Genomic DNA, 17,826 nt, shown 5'->3' with positions numbered 1-17,826 from the left:
GCGAACAATGACATTGCGGGGGCCGGGCCCGGCTTTTAGACCGGCCGCGTGACACCGGCCTGCATCGACGATTTCCGGCTGCTTGCGCAAGCGCGCCTGCCCCGCTTCCTGTTCGATTATATCGACGGCGGTTCCTATTCGGAATCGACCATGCGCAGCAATGTCGACGACCTGCAGCGGCTGAAGCTGCGCCAGAAGGTCATGACCGACGTCTCGCAGATCGACCTGTCGACGACCCTGCTCGGACGCCCCTCATCCCTGCCCGTTGCGCTGGCGCCAGTCGGGCTGGCGGGCATGTATGCGCGCCGTGGCGAGGTGCAGGCGGCGCGGGCGGCGGAAGCAGCCGGCGTGTCGTTCATCCTCTCCGCCTCGGCCTGTTGCGGGATGGAGGAGGTGGCGGCCGGCGTGACCCAGCCCATCGCCTTCCAGCTCTACATGATCCGCGACCGCGCGTTCATGAAGGACCTGCTGGCCCGCGCCAAGGCAATTGGCGTCGAGACGCTGGTGCTGACCGTCGACCTGATCGTGCACAGCGCACGCTACCGCGACGTACGATCGAGCCTGACCGGCAAGCAGGGCCTTGGTGCGCGGATCAAGCGCTTCACCCAGATCGCGACACACCCCCATTGGGCATTCGATGTCGGCCTGTTTGGCGGGCCGCATACCTTGGGCAATTTCGCGCCGGTGATGCCCGAAGGCGCGGGCCTCGACCAGTTCACCGCCTGGGTCGCCCGCAATTTCGATCCGTCGATCACATGGAAGGACATGGACTGGATCCGCCAGCATTGGGATGGACCGATCGTCATCAAGGGTGTGATGGACCCGGCCGACGCGGCAGCCGCCTGTGATGCCGGTGCGTCGGCGATCGTGGTGTCGAACCATGGCGGGCGCCAGCTCGACGGCGCCCCCTCCTCCATCGCGGCGCTGCCCGGTGTGGTCGAGGCGGTGGCGGGACGCGCGGATGTGCTGATGGACGGCGGCATCCGATCGGGCGTCGACGTGCTGCGCGCGCTCGGGCTCGGTGCGAAGGGCGTATTGCTTGGCCGCGCCTGGGCCTATGCGCTCGCGGCGCGGGGCGGTGCGGGCGTCGCGCACATGCTCGAGCTGCTGCGTCATGAGATGGCGGTGGCGATGGCGCTGACCGGCCAGACCGATGTGAAGAAGCTCTCCCCGGACATGCTTCTACCCAGATAAGCTTCGGGAGCGTGCGCACCATCTTGACGATGAGCCCCGCTCACCGTAGATGCGCCCCTCCGCAAGGTAAGGCCCCTTCGTCTAGCGGTTAGGACGTCGCCCTCTCACGGCGAAAACACGAGTTCGATTCTCGTAGGGGTCACCAGCGATTTCAATGACTTAGCGCGAAAATTTCAGTTGCAAAAAGCAACACGTCTAATTCTCGTCTAATAAGCGTTTTCTGATTTGCCGGGATCTGCCTGGACGGGCCATGCTCAAGCTCGTTGGCGGGGCGTCAGGTGGCCGGTTCTGTACGGTGATTCGCTCACACCCAATTGAGCGCGATTCGCAGCGCTCTTGAGCAATCACGCCTTCCCGATATCGCAAACCGACGTGCTTCGTGCCTCAACCGTGGATCAGATCGCCAGCGTGAATTGATCCGCGTCCACGCTGGGCGACGCGTCGTGAAACCGGTCTACAATCACGCTCGCCAGCTCTTCAGCGGCCTGCTCGCGTAATCGATCGTTCGGCATCGTGATCCAGACGCGCGCCCAGCCGGGCGCAGCAAGAAGGGCCGAGGAAATGGCAACGCGGGAGGGTACGCGTCCTTGTAGAGTTCAGCGTATCGAATGAGGTCGGCAAATAGCTGTGGCGTCGCTTCGAAGGTGACTTCCAACGGCATCGACAGCTGTGCCGCGGTCATCGCGACCGTGCCGGTCGCGGTCGATGGTCAGATGAACCTGCCCCGGTCCATGCGCTTGGCCGAACTCGAGACGGTGCGCAACAGGATCAACGGCCTCAGAACGGCGCTTGCCGCGGCGCACCCGGCGCTCTCTGCGATGCTGACAGCGGCATCTACATGGCCGGCAACGGTCGCATCAAAATGGCGGGCCCAACCGAGGCGGGCGTCCCGACCTTCGTTGCCGCGGCGTCGCGATATCTTTGATTCTGGAGAGAATGGAAGATGACTTCCGAGACGAACAATCCGCTGGGCCTCAACGGTTTCGAATTCGTCGAATTCACCTCACACGATCCGATGCAACGATCTGCTGGCCGAAGCTCAGTTGACCAGCGCTCCACCTTGGGGAGGCGACCGTGCCATCGGGCACCACGGCAACTGAGAGCCTTCCGATGGCGCGACCCGGGCCGCTGCAGCAACAGCTCAGCGATGGCTCACCATCCGGTGATAGAGGGATCGTATTGTCGAGCTGCCGGAGGTCTTGAACAGAACCGGGACGAAGGCGTGGATCGCACACAGTATCCCGCCCTTTATCATGGCCGCTGAGAAGGACAGCGCGTGGACGAGATGCTCCCCATAGGTTTCATTGACCGATTGAGGGTGTTCCTTGAATATCTTGCGGAACATGGAACTGCCTTTCGTTAGCGGAGGATTTGCTGCACGATCATCGCGATCGCCACGGTGAAGATGAGGGCGGCAAAGATGATCTCGAGCGCCGCACCGCGCATCGCGAGACGGTTGGCAGCAGCCACGCCGCCAAGTCCGCCGATTGTGCCGCCGAGCACGAACGTCGCGGCCAGCGACCAGTCGACATATCCGGACCAGGCATAGTTCAGCGCCGTCGTTAGCCCGAACGCGAAGACGGCGATCAACGAGGTGCCAACCGCATTGACAGTCGGCATTCCGGTGGCGGTGACGAGGCCCGGAACAATGAGAAACCCGCCCCCGATCCCGAAAAAGCCGGCGACGGTGCCGCTGCCCGCGCCATAGGCGAGCAGCCGACGCCAAGTGGTCGCAATGCAGTCGGCAGGGACATTGCCCACCACGCGTCGCCGGCGCAGCATCATCACGCCGACGAAGAGCATCAGGCAGGCGAACAGCAGGATGAGCCTGCCGCCATCAAACAGCTTGCCAACGCTCGATCCCGCAAAGGCGCCGCAAATGCCGCACACAGCATACAGCAGTCCAGACCGCCAGCGTACAGTGTGAGCACGCATGTGGCCGGCCAGGCCGGTGGCAGCGTTTACGGAAACGGCAAAGGCACTGGTGCCGATTGCGACGTGCGGATTGGTGACACCGACAAGATAGAGCATCATCGGCACGGCAAGGATCGATCCTCCCCCGCCGACCAGCGCCAGGGTGAATCCGATTAGACCTCCTGCCCCTGCACCGAGGCAATATTGCAGCAGGCTGAGGCTGGTCATTGACCCGCCCCCGCTCGGGTTCCGGCGTCATATGGTGGATCGGCGGCAACAGCCATGAGCGTCATCCAACACGGGCGCGCGGCGGCGCTACGGCCAATACGCAGATGGCCGTCTACGCTGAAGCGCGAGGATCTTAAGGAAGGATGGGAGGACGGCGTAAGCCACCGCCCTCCCCGGGGGAACTTAGAACCGCACGCCGAGGCGCGCGTAATAATAGCCGCCATACGCACCGAACGGGGAGTTCGAGCCGTAGATCGAGCTGCCGATCGTATTGGGAACGGTGTTCTTGTCGGGATAGGTATCGAAGACGTTGTATGCGCCTACCGAGAGGCGGGTCGTATCGGTCACGTCATAGCCGACCTCGATATCTGTGATCCATTTCGCGCCGTAGCTTTGGTCCGATGACGGGGTGTTGTTGAGCAGTTGGAAGCCGCCGTAGCGTGTCTCTTTCACATTCACGCCCAGGCGACCAAGCGTCCAGTCCAGGCCGAGGATCAGCTTGTCCTTGGGCGTGCCGACCGTGAAGTAGCCCTGCGTTTGACGATCGAACAACGTCAGGCCCAGACCGGACAATGCAGCCGGGGTAGCCGCGATGCGTCGTATCGTAGTGACGTTGTGGTTGTAACCGACGGTCGAACGGAACTTGCCGAATTTGCTCAGGTCGAAGCTGTACGATCCGACCACGTCGATGCCGCGGGTGCGAGTGTCGATCGCGTTGGTGAAGAAGCGCACATACTGCTCGCCGGAAAAGCCATTGGCCCGTAGAATAGCGCGGACGCCCGCGCTCGACAGCAGCCCGGTCAGGGTGATGCGATTGTCGATATCGATCTGATAGGCATCGACCGTAAGGGAAAGTGCTCGCGTCGGTGTAAGTGCGAATCCGAGGCTGTAATTTCGCGATTTCTCCGGCTTCAGCGGCGCGGCGCCGAGTGCCAGAGCGATGGGCGAACCGGTCTGGACGATCTTGGATTCGATCAGCTGATACGAACCGCCGACCAGATTGAACTGGGTCGATGTTTGGGCGAATGCCTGTTGTGCGAGCGACGGCGATCGAAAGCCGTTGGAGATCGCGCCGCGAAGGTTGAGCCAGTCGAACATCTTGTAGCGTGCCGAAGCCTTGCCGCTCCAGACATCGCCCGAGCTGTCGTCATAGGTTTCATAGCGGACCGCGCCCGTGACGAGCAGACGATCCGTGACGTCGAATGCGAGATCGACATAGGCCGCGCCCACGTTGCGTTTGATATCCGCTTCGTCTGCCGGCGTGACGATAACAGCGCCTTGGGCGCCCACCGCACCCGGCTGTCCAGCAAGCGGCGTGCCGGCGGGATAGACATAACCGCCATTGGTATAGGCCGCCGCGTCCAACGCTTTGGTGACATAGGATTCGTAGCGATATTCGGCACCGGCGGAGACCTGCAGGTTGCGACCGAAGAGCGAATAGCCCCGCGTGAGGTCGAGATTATTCGTCCACTGATCGAATGCGGCGCTGAATGTCGAGAATTTCGTCGGGCTGGCAGCGCCGAGCGAGGCGTTGAGCGAGTTATCGGCGCCGTTTTCGGCGTAATCCCGGCCATAAGTCGTGCTGAAATCGATGTTCCACGCTCCGATCGATCCGCGCAGCCCCGCGGTTGCCTGGAAGTCGGTTTCCTTCAGCGTGTAATAGGGCGCGAAGCCGTCCGGGTAGATTGCGATGATGTCGCTGGTGGAATTGGGCTTGCGCCCCGCCTGGCCGACCCGGGCCTCGCGATAACCGAGGGTGACCGTCGTGTACGCCTCGACATTGCCGAGATCGAACTTGCTGTTTTGCGCGGCCTGAATCGAACGGAGCTGCGGCAGCCCACCCTGATAGAGGCGGCGGTTGGCGGTAGCTTCCCGTGGGTCCGGAGCGCCGTTGACCGGAAAATAGAAGCTGCCGGTCAGATCGCTGTTGCGAACCGTGGCGTTCTGATATTTGCCTTCTACCGAGAGTACCATCGAACCACGCTCGCCCAACGCGAACCCGTGCGAAACCTGCGCCTGCACCGTCTCGCCATCGCTGCCATTGACCGAATCCTTGAAACGCTGGCCAGCTTCGATGCTGAGGCTGCCACCCGTGGCGCTGCTCTTTAGGATGATATTGATCACGCCGGCGATCGCGTCCGAACCATATTGCGCGGCGGCGCCGTCGCGCAGCACTTCGATCCGCTCGATCGCGCTGGTCGGGATCTGATCGAGATCGACCGGGTTGCCGCCGGCGGAAACGTTGCCGGAGTTTAGGTTGATCAAGGCACTGTTGTGGCGGCGCTTGCCGTTTACCAGAACCAGGACATGGACGCCGGAAAGTCCGCGCAGACCAGCTGGGCGCGCGACGCTGTCGAACGAGGAACTGCCGACCTGCTGCGCCTGGAAAGACGGAACGAGCTGGCTGAGCACGTCGCGAAGCTGCAGGCTGCCCGCCATTCGGGCAAGCTGCTCGCCGCCGATGACGTCGATCGGCGTCGGGCTTGAAGTAATGGTGCGTGGCTGGCCGCGCGATCCGGTGACGACGATGTCACCGCCATTCTCGGCAGGTGCGCCGACTTCGGCGCTGGTTTCGGCAGGCACGTCCTGAGCGATTGCGGGCGCCGCGAGGGCGATCGCGGACAGCGCCGTGGTGATCAGAAATCCGGTCTTCATCGTCGTTCCCTTTCAGGGCGGCGTTAGCTCGCCCTCAATCATGTCTGGATCTGTTCCGAGCAGGGCCGCCTCTTCGGACGGCTCACGCTTCAGCCTGCGGTGATCTCTAATTTCTGTTCTGAGCCGGATTGGCGAACCTGTGCGAAGGCGTCGAAAGCCCGGCGCAGATCGGCGATAAGGTCGTCGGGATGTTCGAGCCCGATATGGAAGCGGAGCAGCGGTCCGGTGCGGGCGACCGGAAAGCAGCGCATGGCGAGCTGCGCGTCGCAGGGGATTACCAGACTCTCGAACCCGCCCCAGGAATAGCCAAGACCGAACAGCGTCAACGTATCGAGCAGCACGTTCACGCAGCCCGCATCGCCATCCAGTACGACGCTGATCAGGCCGCACGCGCCCGTAAAGTCGCGCGACCAGATCGTATGGCCCGGATCGGAGCGGAGCGCGGGAAACAGAATCTCGGCAATTTCGTCCTGCTGCGTGAGCCAATCGGCGACGCGCATCGCGCTCTGCCCATGCCGGTCCAGCCGGGCGTGGAGTGTCCGCAGCCCGCGCATCGCGAGATAGGCATCGTCGGGCGACACCGCCCAGCCCATCTCCTGGCTTCCCCGCGCGAGCAGGTCGACGCATTCGCCGCGCGCCGCCGCCATGCCCATGAAGACATCGGAATGGCCGCACACATATTTGGTCAGCGACTGAACGCTGACATCGACGCCATGATCGAGCGGCTTGAACAGCACGCCTGCCGCATAGGTATTGTCAATCAAGGTGAGAACGTTGCGCGCCCGCGCCATGGAGGCGATCGCCGGAATGTCCTGCATGTCGAGCGTCAGCGATCCGGGGCTTTCCAGCACGACCAGCCGGGTTTTCGGCCCGATCATCGCCGCGATGTCTTCCGCCGACGCGCTCGACGGGAAATAGCGCGTTGTAACGCCGAAGCGCGCCATCGTTCCGGCGAGGAAGCGCCGCGTTGGATTATAGACGCTGTCGATCGCCAGCACTTCGTCGCCCGTGCCGGTAAGCGCCTGGATCGCTCCGGTCAGCGCGGCAAGGCCGGACGGATAAAGCTGGACATCCTCGGCATGTTCAAGTTCGCACAGCGCGCGACGCAACACATCCTGGGTTGAGAGCCCGCCCCGGCCATAGGTCGGCGTCGGGCAACTCGAAAACTGCCCACTGTCCGCCAACAGCACCGTGGATCCGCGCTGGATCGACGGCGAGGGCGTACGAAGTATCGGGCGCACATCCTGCGCACCGTGGATCAGCCGTGTCGTTTCATGGCAGGTGGATTTCATCGACGTCAGGCAATCCGGATTTGGGGAAACGGAAACGCGGCAGCGGCCGCAGCGAATGTTTCGCCCGGAACGGAGCGAATGATCTCACCCAGATTTGCAGGCGATCGCACAATTCCCGGGATGCTCATCCCATTCGCGCGGCAAAATCGGGATGATCGTTTCATCGCGCCAACCGAGACAGCGGGAGTGCCGTAGTGTGCTTGAGTTCTTCCATGGCGAACGCCGAACTGACGTCGGTCAGCTTCACCGCACCGATCAGCCGCTTATATACGGCGTCATAGGCGGCGATATTGGCGACCTTGAGCTTCATCAGATAATCGACGTCACCGGTCATGCGATAAAGTTCGACCACTTCGGGCATCTCCTTCACCGCTGCGGAGAATTCGCGCAGCCAGTCGTCGCTATGTTCGCTGGTGCGGATACTGACGAAGGCCGTGAGATCGAGACCGAGCGCCTGCGCATCGATCAGTGCCACACGCCCGATGATGATGTTCGCAGCTTCCAAGCGGCGCAGGCGGCGCCAGCAGCTATTGTTCGACAGATTCACGGCATCAGAGAGCGCAGCAATCGAAAGCGTCGCATCCTTTTGCAGCGCAGAAAGGATGCGCAGGTCGGCTTCATCCAGATTGACGCGCGCGGACATCGCGTCAGCCGATCCGCTCAAGGGGCGGCGGTGGGAGGACGTCGGCGAGCATGACGCCAGTGTCGAGCGCGGTTACGATTGCCGTTTCACGCTCGGCATGCGTCGCCGCGCGGTCGAGCTCCCGCGCGGCATCGGCAGTGTCGATGCACGCAACGCCGTCACCGTCGCAAAGCAGGAGGTCGCCTGGAATGACGACCGCGCCCCCGATCGAAACCGGGGCATTCAACCGCCCGCCGAGGCCAAGCCGACGCGTCGTTCGGGCGCTGGTTCCCCGCGCCCAGATCGGCAGGCCCAGTTCGCGCAGTTCGGCGATATCCGTCACCGGGCCGTCCACGACGATTCCCGCCGCGCCGCGCGCCAACGCTACCCTGACGACGATCCCGCCGACACAGGCATGCAGGTCGTCGCCGAGACGGTCGATCGCGAGAATATCGCCGGGCCGCAGCAACCCGAGGGCGTGATGCAGCAACGCACCGTCTGCGCCCGGCAGCGCCAGCGTCACCGCGGTGCCGGCAACGGCAGCGCTGGGGTCGATCGGCGCGACCCGGCGATCGCACATGCCCCAAAGTCGCCAATGGCCCAGTGTCGAGGTCTGTACGCCGGCACAGCGCGCAAGCAACGCCGCATCTACCTGATCCGGCATCGCGCGTAGGTCATAGGCGCCGGTCATGCCGGCGCTGCCGCCGGGCTTGCGGGATCATAGCTGCGAAAATGGCGGAGGAACCGCGCGACATGATCGGTAGTCCAGCCGACGATTTCCGCGCCGATCGCGGCAGAGGCATGGCTCGCGTCGCCGCTGCCCACACCGTTCGATGCCACATCCGTGACGTCAAGCGGCAGATCGACGGGCGCCCCATCGAACGTCACGCCGGAGAACTGGCCGTGTGTCGGCAGACCGAAGGCCATGCGCCGGTCGGCCGGTGCGATCAGATCGGTGCGGACCAGGTCGGGGGTCAAATGCAGCATCACCGAGGTTAGCGGATCGGCACCGTGTCCGCGCGCCGCACCGGCATTGGCACCGTACAGCCGTTGCCACAGACTGTCGGGAGAAAGGCGCCACAGATTGAGGTTCGGCACGCATAGCCCCGTTTCGCGGCGCACCTGATGCGTGACATCGGCGATCAGCGGCGCGTTGGTCGTATGTCCGTTGACGATGACGATGTGGCGAAAGCCATGATCCGTGAACGCACCGATCATGTCCCGCAGAACGAGCCGGAACGTGTCCGCACGTAGCTGGATGCCCCCCGCCATGCCACGAAAGAACTCGGCATAGCCGAAGGGAAGCACCGGCGCACAGATCGCGTCGGCCCGCTCCGCGGCGGCCAGCGCGATATGCTCGGCCACGACGAAATCGCCCATCGGCGCATGCGGCCCCTGCTCCTCCTGGCTACCCAGCGGGAGGACGATCACCGGGCGGTCCGCCGCGCGCTCGGCGAACTCGACCCAGCTCAGATCCTGCAGGGCGTGACGGCGCTTGGTCATGCAGCCACCCTCACGCCGAGCGCCTTGTTTTCGGCGACGGGGATCTGCGCGCGCACGCGATCGGTCAGCGAGCCATCAATATGAGCCGAGACGAAGCCGACGCCGTCGGATACGCGGGCTACAACCTGCCCCCAGGGATCGACGACCATCGACTGGCCGAACGACTGCCGCTCGCCGGCGGGCGTCATGTAGCCGCCCCATTGCGCCGCCGCGGCGAACCAGGTCTGGGTTTCAATCGCCCGTGCGCGGATCAGCGTCTCCCAATGATCCTTGCCCGTCAGCAAGGTGAAGGCGGCGGGCAGCGCGATCAATTGAGCGCCACGCGCCACCAGCGCCTGATACAGTTCGGGAAAGCGGATATCGTAGCAGATCGAGCAACCGACGCGGATGCCTTCGCAATCATAGACCACCACCGCATCGCCCGGTTCGATCGTGGCGGATTCGTGATAGCGCGTGCCGTCCGCCGTGGTGACGTCGAACAGGTGGATCTTGCGATAGCGCGCGGCCTCCAGCCCGTTGCGATCGAACACGACGCTGGTGTTGTAGGCCCGGCCCGGCATCGGTGCGCGTTCATAGAACGAGCCGCCGTGAATCCAGACCCGGTGTTTGCGCGCGAGACCGGCAAGCAGCTCATAGGTCTCGCCCCCCACTGAAGGCTCCGCCACCCCGGGCGCGCCGCCCGATCCGCCGAGCCATTCGCAATGTTCCGGCAACAGCAGCCAGTCCGGGTTGTCGCGGTCGACGGCGCGCTCGATCAGATCGGCAATCATGCGCAGATTGGCAGGCTTGTCGCCCTGCGAGTTCATCTGGATGACACTGGTCTTGAACATCGCTCTATCGCCTCGCGTCCGGGGCCTGTGCGGCGCCGTAGTAGATTGCGTTGAACAGCAGCTTGAACGCGCCCTGAGTCTGAGCGCGCAAGGCGACCTCCGGACCGAAAAGGAAGACGCGCCCCTGCCCCACCGGCAGATCGAGCACGGCCGCGGATCCGGCGAGCTTCTCCTGATGCCACGCCCAGCCGCTGTGCAGCAGATTGGTGCCCAGGAAGCTGATCGGCGCGGTGCCCGTGCCTCCGGTCAGTCTGAACACCGGGCTCGAATCGTAGAACAGGTCCACTTTGGCCGGCAGACCATAGGCAAGCGGCTGGGTGGGATCGGCTGTCGCGGTGAGCAACGCGCCGGGAACGTAGAATTCCGAGCGCGGCGGTACCTGCAACTTGCCGTCGCGCTGCTCCGCCAATGCGTTTGCCACCGGCAGGCCAAGACCTGCGATCAGGCCCGAGGTCGAACTGCCCATGCCTAGGATGGCGCCCCCATCGGCCGTGAAGGCCTTCAGCGCCGGCAGCGAATGTTCCTCGGTGATCTCGCCGAGCCAGGAGCGATACTGCGCGGGAATCGATGCGGGATCGGGCTGCTTGACCATGAAGCGACCGCGGAACATGCCGCCCTCGCCTCCGGAACCGGCATTGGGAATTGCGGCGTCAGGCACGATCAGCACGTCAAAATCAAGGCGCAGCTTTCCGGCGTCCAGACGCTGTGGATAGACGATCGTGTAGGGGAACTCATACTGGTCGAGTATCCAGCGCAACCATCCCGTGGGGTGGAGGCCGCCATACATATCGACGAGCGCCACGCGAGGACGCCGAAGGACCATCTTCGCGCCGCCGGGTGCGGCATCGACAGCCTCCGCGGACAGGCCGAGATCGCCCACCGCTGTTTCGACGATCCTTGCCGCATGCGCGCTGTAGGGCACCCACAATGCGCCCGGTTCCGCAGCGCCACCCGCCACCGCGACCGGATCGGTGAGCCAGGCGAGTTTCACGCCCGCCTTGATCAGTCGATTGGTCAGGACAAAGACGTTGTTGGCGCCATGGCCGACCAGCCAACCTGCCTTGCCGCTTCCGACGATATGGCCGGGATCGACCTTGATGGCACCGTCGATCCGCGCCGTCGGCGCGTCCAGCGCATCGAGCACGCGTTCGAACCTGACCCCCATCTGGAAGGCCGGCGTATAGCCCGACGCATCGGCAGGCGGGATCGGCGGCCCACCGGGATATTGGAAATTGTTCGGATATCGCTGCGGCTCGAACATATCGAGCACGTGCGCGCGATAGGCCTGGCCGGTGCGGACGACATAGCTGCCAGCGGGCCAGTTTCTGCCATTGGCAGTGAACGGCGCGGTCGCGCGATCGACGCTGACGCCCAGTTTGATCAACGCATTGAGGAAGTGCACCGCGGTGGGAAAATCGCGCTGGTCGACCGGAACGATATAGGCGCGGGCATCGCGTTCGGCGGGATCGAGCAGCACCTTGTCGTAGAATTCACTGGCGATCGCGCTGCTCCCCGTGGTCCGGGTCGGGACCGGCTTGGCGCCGGTTGCCGCGGAGACGGCATGGGCGGCGGCGATGCGGTCGGGGGTAATCGTCCAGCTGTCCCGCTGGCCCTTTTCGATGCCGTTGGCGCCCATGCGCCAGATGTTGAACAACAGCTTTTCGCGATTGGCTGCGGCATAGCCCAGCAGCGACCGATTGATCGAAAGGCTATAGGCGATCGACTGGCGCATCGACCACATTTGCGGCTTGATCGGCAGAGGCTGATCGTTCTTGGCGATCTGGCGCTCGGGCACGAAGGGAATTTCGATCGGCACCGGCATACCGATGATCTCGATCAATATGCCGATCGCATTGTGGAAATAGGCCGAGGTTCGCAGGTTGCCATTGTACCAGGTATCGTAGTGCGCGCCGCCCCGTGTCGTGCCGCCGCCCTTGTTCTCGGACAGCAAACGGCTTTCCATCGTCGCGCCCAGTTCGTCCAGGCTGCTGATGACAAGCGGTTCATAGTGATAATTGAAGGGATCGCGGAACGGCGGCATGAACAGCACGGTTCCGGCCGGACCGGTCTGATGCTGGTTCAGCACGATCTGCGGACGCCAGTCGCGATATAGAATCCGCACGATATTCTGTGTCTCGACCATCTCGGCCAGGTAGAAATCGCGATTGTTGTCGTGGCCGACATACGGGTGGTACAGCTTGGGCAGGCTCTGGAAATCCGCCTCGCGCTTCGCCGGATCCTTGATCCGCATGTACCAGTCGGCCACCAGTTGCTGGCCATCGGGATTGTCGGGCGCGAACAGCGTGATGACATTGTCACGAATTCGGCGCGCTTCCGGGTCCTCGCTCGAGACGAGGTCATAGACCTGCTGGATCAGCGCCGTCTGCGCCTCGACTTCGCTGGCGTGCAGTCCGCCATCGACCCACACCACCGCTTTACCGCGTGCAGCAAGCGCACGGGCCTCTGTATCGTCGATACCCTCGGCGCGGCCCATCCGTTCCGAGATTCTGCGATATTCGTCCAGCTTCGCGAGGTTCTCGGGCGAAGACACGACGGCGACGATCTGCCGTCGCCCTTCGGTGGTGGCACCGATATCGATCAGACGGATCCGATCGCTCTGCCTGGCCACGGTGCGCCAATAGGTTATGAGATCGGTATAGCTGGGGACGTAGCGGTCCTCCCCCATTTCGTGGCCGAGCACCTGATATGGGGTACTGACTCTGGCGGCCTGCGCGTGAACCGGAAGCGGTGCCGCGAGCAACGCGGCGACGGTTAGGAGAAGCAACGTCTGCCGGGTCATTGATCAATCGCCGTTGCCGGATCTGGCGCGCGCAGCGACAGGATCACGGTGAGGGAAATCGCGGCGCATGCGGTGATGTAGAAGGCCGGCGCGATCATCAGGCCGGTCTGCTTGACCAGCAGCGTGGCAATGAACGGCGCGAAGCCGCCGAACAACATGACAGCCATGTTGTACCCGACGGAAAGCGCGGTGTAGCGCACCCGCGTCGGCAGCAGCTCGCACAGGAACGTCGGCGCGACGCCGCTGAACATGCCGGAGAAGATCGCGGCGCACGCGGTGGTCATCACCACGGCGGGTCCGCTGCGATACGCGGCCATTAGTTCGAACAGCGGTATCGACACGAGCAGGAAGCCGGTCGCGCTCGCGATCAGAAACGGCTTGCGTCCGAACCTGTCGGATGCCCAGCCGGTCAGCGGAATAACCATGATGTTGACCAGCGCGCCGACCAGCGTGCCCGTGAGCGCCCAGGACGAGCTCACGCCGAGCACCTGCGTCGCGAAGCTGACCAGGAAGGCACCATAGGTATAGCCGGCGACCGTCCAGATGATCACCAGTCCGAAGATCTTCAGCACCGCAGCGCGATGCAGCGTCAGCGCCTCGCGCAAGGGATGCTTGGGACGGTCAAGCTCCGCCTGGAAATTCGGCGTCTCCGGTACGTTCACGCGCAGGTAGAAACCAAGCGGGGCCACCAGAACCCCCGCGACAAACGGGATGCGCCAGCCCCAGGCCTCCAGCGCCTCCGGGCTCATCGCCACGTTCAGCAGCAGCGCCACGCACACCGCCGACACTATGGCAAGGCTGGTGCTGAGTTGCTGAAGCGCCCCGAACAGGCCGCGCCGATGCGCCGGCGCGTATTCGACAAGAAACGTCGTCGCCCCGCCCCATTCGCCGCCGGCGGCGAACCCCTGAAGCAGCCGGCAGACTACCAGGGCAATCGGCGCGGCGATACCGATTGTGCCGTAAGGCGGGATCAGCCCTGTAGCGCAGGTCGAGCCGGCCATCAGCAGCATCGTGAACACCAGTGCCGACTTGCGGCCATGGCGGTCGCCTAAACTACCGAGCACCATCGATCCAACCGGTCGCATGACGAAGCCGACGCCGTAAGTCGCAAAGCTGGACAGGATGATCGTCACCGGATCAGCGGCCGGGAACATCGCCTTGCCGATCTGCGCGGCAAAATAGCCGTAGATGATGAAGTCGAACAGTTCGAACCAGTTGCCGATCATCGCGCTGCCCAATGCGCGCGCGACATCGCGACGTTTCGTTACAGGACTTTCGAGCGGCATGACGAGCGGCGCGGTCACGGCGCTCATTTCACCGTCGCCGGGGGCGAGGGCTTCAGCAAGGGAACAGGGACATGTCGCTCGGCGACCACAGCGCCGCCGCGCACCATCACGCGACCATCCTTCACCACCAGATCGATCCGGTGCAGTGCGTCGAGGTCCTCGTCGGGCTTGCCGTCGATGACGATCACATCGGCCAGCTTGCCCGGCTCGATACTGCCCAGCCTGTCACCCATATCCAGCAGCCGCGCATTGATGAGCGTGGCGGCCTGAAGCGCCGCCGGTATCGAATAACCGCCCTTCACGAACCATTTCAGCTCGGCGATGTAGACATTAGGGATCATGCGGTTGGCATCGCCGATCGTATCCGTCCCTACGCCCATAACGATGCCCGCCGCCTTCATTTTCTTGAAGATGTCGAAGTCGCCTTGCGCAGTCATGGTGAAGCGGCGTGACGTCGATCCGTAGAACCCGCCTGAGCGATCGAGCACATTCTGGTAAACCTGGAGCGTCGGCACCGCCGCAGTCCCATGCTTTGCCATTGCCGCGATCGTCGCATCCGTGCGCGGCAACGGGTGTTCGATCATGTCGATTCCTGCATCGACGGCCATGGCGGTGTAGATCGTCTCGCAGTCGCACGTCACTTTCAAACCGAGTCGGTGGGCCTCGTCCACCGCAGCGGAAATCTCGTCCGGCGCGAAATGGCTGGCGACCTTCACAACGTTGGCGCCCTGCTTGAACGTCTGACGCACGGCCGCACGCCATGCGTCGGCACCGTCGCGTTCCCAGGCGAAATCCGGCCCATGGCTGGGCGAAACGGGGCGTTCCGTGGCGTGACCGCCGGTGGCCGTGATGATGTGCCCGGCGGTGAAGACGCGCGGCGCCACGATCGCATCGTCGGCGCTCGCTTCGGCAAGCAGATACGGAGCGTTCGACACGCCGTTCAGATCGCGAACCGACGTGAAACCGGATTCGAGCATCCAGCGCAGATTGCGGATTCCGCGCAAGACACCTGCACCCTCGCTCGCTTGTTCGTCGATCGGAGTTGCGCTGTCCGGGTAGGTGATATGCACATGCATATCGATCAGCCCCGGCATGACCGTCTTGCCTGTGACGTCGATCACTTCGGCATCAGCGGCCCAACCAGTCGTCGCGTCTGCGGGAAGGATGGCAGCGATATGATCGCCTCGGATCACCACGGTAGCCGGCCGAACCCTAAGCGTCACCGCATCGAACAGGCGCCCGCCGCGCAACACGATCTGCCTTGCTGAGGCCGGGTCCGGCTTGAGCGGGATCCGGCGGGGATCGTCCGTGGTGCGCGCGTCCGGCGCGAGTACCGCGCTGCGGTCATTCAGTTTGACGGCTTGGGCCAGTGCCGGCGATGCGGTCACGAGCATGGCGCCAATCGCGGTGCTTGTCAGTATCCGCATCCAGTCCTCCCCCCGAGCAGTAGCAATTGTGAAGTGCCGTGGCCGGCACTGCCGGGACCCAAGATCGGCGTGAAGTCCATCATGCCGCCCGATCTGGTTGCATCGATCCGCCGATCGCCTTCGCCGCTTCTTGCAGCGCTTCGATGATCAACACGCGATTGGCGTGGAAGCGCGGCGTGACGCAGGCAATATTGAGTGCTGCGAGCGGCTGGTCTTGCGCCATCGGAACAAGCGCTGCGATGCCTGTGCCCCCGAGCGCGAATTCATCTACAACAACCGCGACGCCCGTTTCGCGGACCCTTTCGATGAGCGCCCGCAATTCGGTTTCGTCGGTGATCGTCTGCTCGGTCAGGGGCTCGCGCGCGACGGCAGCGAGTGCGGAAGAGACCTTGGCGTCGCTTTGACCTGCCAGGAGCGCACGCCCGATCGCCGTGCAATAGGCCGGCACCTGGCGCGGCAGATCGATATCGAAGCGGATATCGCGCGGCGAGACCTCTTTTGCGATCAGCCGCACCATACCCGCGCTGCCCATCATGCCCAGGATCACGGTTTCACCCAATGAGTCCGCAAGCCTGCGCATTACCGGCGGTCCGACGCGTAACAAGCGGCCATGCCGTGCAAAGCCGTCACGCCGAACGATATCATTCAACCGGTAAACGTCGTCGGCTTCTCGTACGAGGTAGCCGCGGACATGCAACGTTCGGAGCAGACCCAATGTGCTGCTCTTCGGCAGACACAAGCCCTTGGCCACGTCCGTCAGCGTCAGACCGTCGCAACGCGTCGAGAATAGCTCGAGCATATCTAAAACACGCGATGCGGATTTAATCTCGTCGGTCATGTACGGGAACTCTTGTTCACGGACGTGAACTGATAGACAGCTATTTTGCGCTGTCAATCACCAGCGGTCCCGTTGCCCACTTTGGATGTGGAGCAGGACCGTAAAACATCGTTTGACCTGCTCCCGAGAAGTCATGCCATTGGTAAGACAGCTCGTCAGATGGAGACGAGTGCTGGCGGCGACGCGGCGACATCGTTGTCGGTCAGCACGACGCGCGAGGCATCGATCCCGGCATTCACCGGGTCAGTTTTTTCCCATCAGATCCTTCAATAGCCTGGCCTTGTCCGGTCCCGACACGCCAGCTGGCGCGATCGCGAGCGTCAGGCCAATCAGGGCAATGTGACGGCAAGGGTGACCTGGCCACGCGTCCGTCGAGGCCAGTTCAAAGGCTCATGCTAATCCAGCCTTGCTGCATTGAGATCAAGCAACACCTGCCAGCTCTGACGCGAGGCCAGATGCAGGGCGACGAGATCGAGCCAGCCCTTGGCATGCCAGTCGGACAGGGTTTCGGGCGGCAGGGCGCGGTACGCTGCTTCCTCGACGGCCAGGAAACCGTCGAGAAGATATCGGCTGCCGTCGGGAAACCGCATGTCCGCAGTCTTCGGTGCCAATAGCCCGGCCCCGCTCAGTGCGGCCACGAAGTCGGCGGTCTGGAGGTGATCCTCGTGATACGCCTGGCAGAAATCCATCGCGGACTGCGCCGTCGGCGTTGCATTCCCGGCCGCGTCGAACAACCGGTCGACGTCGGCGCGCTCCGGTGAATCGATGATGAAGCGATCCGACGCCGCGTCGATGGCAAGCAGCCGCGCGCTACCATCGGGCGTTTCCGCGGCAATGAACGGGTAACGCCGCAGATAGGCAGGGACATAGGCCCCCGACCGCCACTGACCTGTCACCTCTACGAAGAGATTGATGCCCTGCTTTACGCCAACCACAGCGAGTGGGGAGTTGTCGTCGCCCGAGAAGACGATCGGATAGTGCCGGATGGCGGCGGCGAACTCTCCTATCCCGAGCGGTACGGCGACAGCCTCTCGCGCGAAGTCGAAGCCGTTATGTCTGGCAAGACCAGCGGTGGCGTGATCCGCAAAGCGCAGGAGCACAGGCTCTTTGTAGAAAAGCGGAAGGGCAGTTTCGGGTGCCGTCGCGGACGTGTTTGCCTCGGTCATGGTGATGTCCATTCATGATAGTTGCGGCCGCGCCGCTGCTCTGAAGAGTTCTATTGCGACTGCTGGTTGAG

The 17,826-nt window shown here is 63.5% G+C and carries 15 protein-coding genes and 1 tRNA gene; 2 read left to right on the top strand and 14 right to left on the bottom strand.

The genetic code is table 11. From position 1 onward, the window contains the following. Nucleotides 1-48 precede the first annotated feature (48 nt). Together AC1DT7_RS08260 and AC1DT7_RS08255 are read left to right on the top strand one after the other, a co-directional pair. The gene (locus tag AC1DT7_RS08260; protein WP_478035449.1) at nucleotides 49-1,194 is read left to right on the top strand and encodes an L-lactate dehydrogenase; all 1,146 of its coding nucleotides are present in this window, start codon (nucleotides 49-51) and stop codon (nucleotides 1,192-1,194) included. Nucleotides 1,195-1,264: 70 nt separating this feature from the next. After that, nucleotides 1,265-1,339, top strand: a tRNA-Glu gene (locus AC1DT7_RS08255). 250 nt (nucleotides 1,340-1,589) lie between these two features. Here the strand turns inward: AC1DT7_RS08255 and AC1DT7_RS08250 are convergent. From AC1DT7_RS08250 to AC1DT7_RS08185, 14 genes are all read right to left on the bottom strand, one after another. Next, entirely contained in the window at nucleotides 1,590-1,757 is a 168-nt protein-coding gene (locus AC1DT7_RS08250) for a DUF6771 family protein (RefSeq protein ID WP_478035536.1), read from the bottom strand. 578 nt (nucleotides 1,758-2,335) lie between these two features. After that, the gene (locus AC1DT7_RS08245) at nucleotides 2,336-2,539 is read right to left on the bottom strand and encodes a DUF6356 family protein (protein WP_478035448.1); all 204 of its coding nucleotides are present in this window, start codon (nucleotides 2,537-2,539) and stop codon (nucleotides 2,336-2,338) included. Nucleotides 2,540-2,553: 14 nt separating this feature from the next. Beyond that, the gene (locus AC1DT7_RS08240; protein WP_478035447.1) at nucleotides 2,554-3,336 is read right to left on the bottom strand and encodes a sulfite exporter TauE/SafE family protein; all 783 of its coding nucleotides are present in this window, start codon (nucleotides 3,334-3,336) and stop codon (nucleotides 2,554-2,556) included. Between the two features lie 183 nt (nucleotides 3,337-3,519). After that, the gene (locus AC1DT7_RS08235; RefSeq protein WP_478035446.1) at nucleotides 3,520-5,991 is read right to left on the bottom strand and encodes a TonB-dependent receptor plug domain-containing protein; all 2,472 of its coding nucleotides are present in this window, start codon (nucleotides 5,989-5,991) and stop codon (nucleotides 3,520-3,522) included. Nucleotides 5,992-6,080: 89 nt separating this feature from the next. Next, nucleotides 6,081-7,283: a cystathionine beta-lyase gene (gene metC / locus AC1DT7_RS08230; RefSeq protein ID WP_478035445.1), complete on the bottom strand. Its 1,203-nt coding sequence runs from the start codon at nucleotides 7,281-7,283 to the stop codon at nucleotides 6,081-6,083. 160 nt (nucleotides 7,284-7,443) lie between these two features. Beyond that, complete coding sequence (locus AC1DT7_RS08225) at nucleotides 7,444-7,926, bottom strand: Lrp/AsnC family transcriptional regulator (protein ID WP_478035444.1); 483 nt, start codon at nucleotides 7,924-7,926, stop codon at nucleotides 7,444-7,446. Nucleotides 7,927-7,930: 4 nt separating this feature from the next. Continuing rightward, complete coding sequence (locus AC1DT7_RS08220; RefSeq protein ID WP_478035443.1) at nucleotides 7,931-8,596, bottom strand: RraA family protein; 666 nt, start codon at nucleotides 8,594-8,596, stop codon at nucleotides 7,931-7,933. After that, entirely contained in the window at nucleotides 8,593-9,408 is an 816-nt protein-coding gene (locus AC1DT7_RS08215) for a creatininase family protein (protein ID WP_478035442.1), read from the bottom strand. The genes AC1DT7_RS08220 and AC1DT7_RS08215 overlap by 4 nt, the downstream gene beginning before the upstream one ends. Continuing rightward, nucleotides 9,405-10,238, bottom strand: a complete 834-nt coding sequence (locus AC1DT7_RS08210) for a carbon-nitrogen hydrolase family protein (protein ID WP_478035441.1) — start codon at nucleotides 10,236-10,238, stop codon at nucleotides 9,405-9,407. Before AC1DT7_RS08210 ends, AC1DT7_RS08215 begins: the two co-directional genes overlap by 4 nt. Nucleotides 10,239-10,242: 4 nt before the next feature. After that, nucleotides 10,243-13,038 (bottom strand): M14 family metallopeptidase, encoded by a 2,796-nt coding sequence (locus AC1DT7_RS08205; RefSeq protein ID WP_478035440.1) that lies wholly within the window; start codon nucleotides 13,036-13,038, stop codon nucleotides 10,243-10,245. Beyond that, complete coding sequence (locus AC1DT7_RS08200; RefSeq protein ID WP_478035439.1) at nucleotides 13,035-14,351, bottom strand: MFS transporter; 1,317 nt, start codon at nucleotides 14,349-14,351, stop codon at nucleotides 13,035-13,037. Before AC1DT7_RS08200 ends, AC1DT7_RS08205 begins: the two co-directional genes overlap by 4 nt. After that, nucleotides 14,348-15,751, bottom strand: a complete 1,404-nt coding sequence (locus AC1DT7_RS08195; RefSeq protein ID WP_478035438.1) for an amidohydrolase family protein — start codon at nucleotides 15,749-15,751, stop codon at nucleotides 14,348-14,350. The genes AC1DT7_RS08200 and AC1DT7_RS08195 overlap by 4 nt, the downstream gene beginning before the upstream one ends. Before the next feature lie 79 nt (nucleotides 15,752-15,830). Continuing rightward, nucleotides 15,831-16,589: an IclR family transcriptional regulator gene (locus AC1DT7_RS08190; protein ID WP_478035437.1), complete on the bottom strand. Its 759-nt coding sequence runs from the start codon at nucleotides 16,587-16,589 to the stop codon at nucleotides 15,831-15,833. Nucleotides 16,590-16,984: 395 nt separating this feature from the next. Then, nucleotides 16,985-17,755: a SapC family protein gene (locus tag AC1DT7_RS08185; RefSeq protein WP_478035436.1), complete on the bottom strand. Its 771-nt coding sequence runs from the start codon at nucleotides 17,753-17,755 to the stop codon at nucleotides 16,985-16,987. Nucleotides 17,756-17,826: the final 71 nt, after the last annotated feature.

This window comes from Sphingomonas sp. P3_C6 (genome assembly GCF_056402595.1).
The sequence above is the reverse complement of the archived record's forward strand: the minus strand, read 5'-3'. Positions and strand labels throughout refer to the sequence as shown.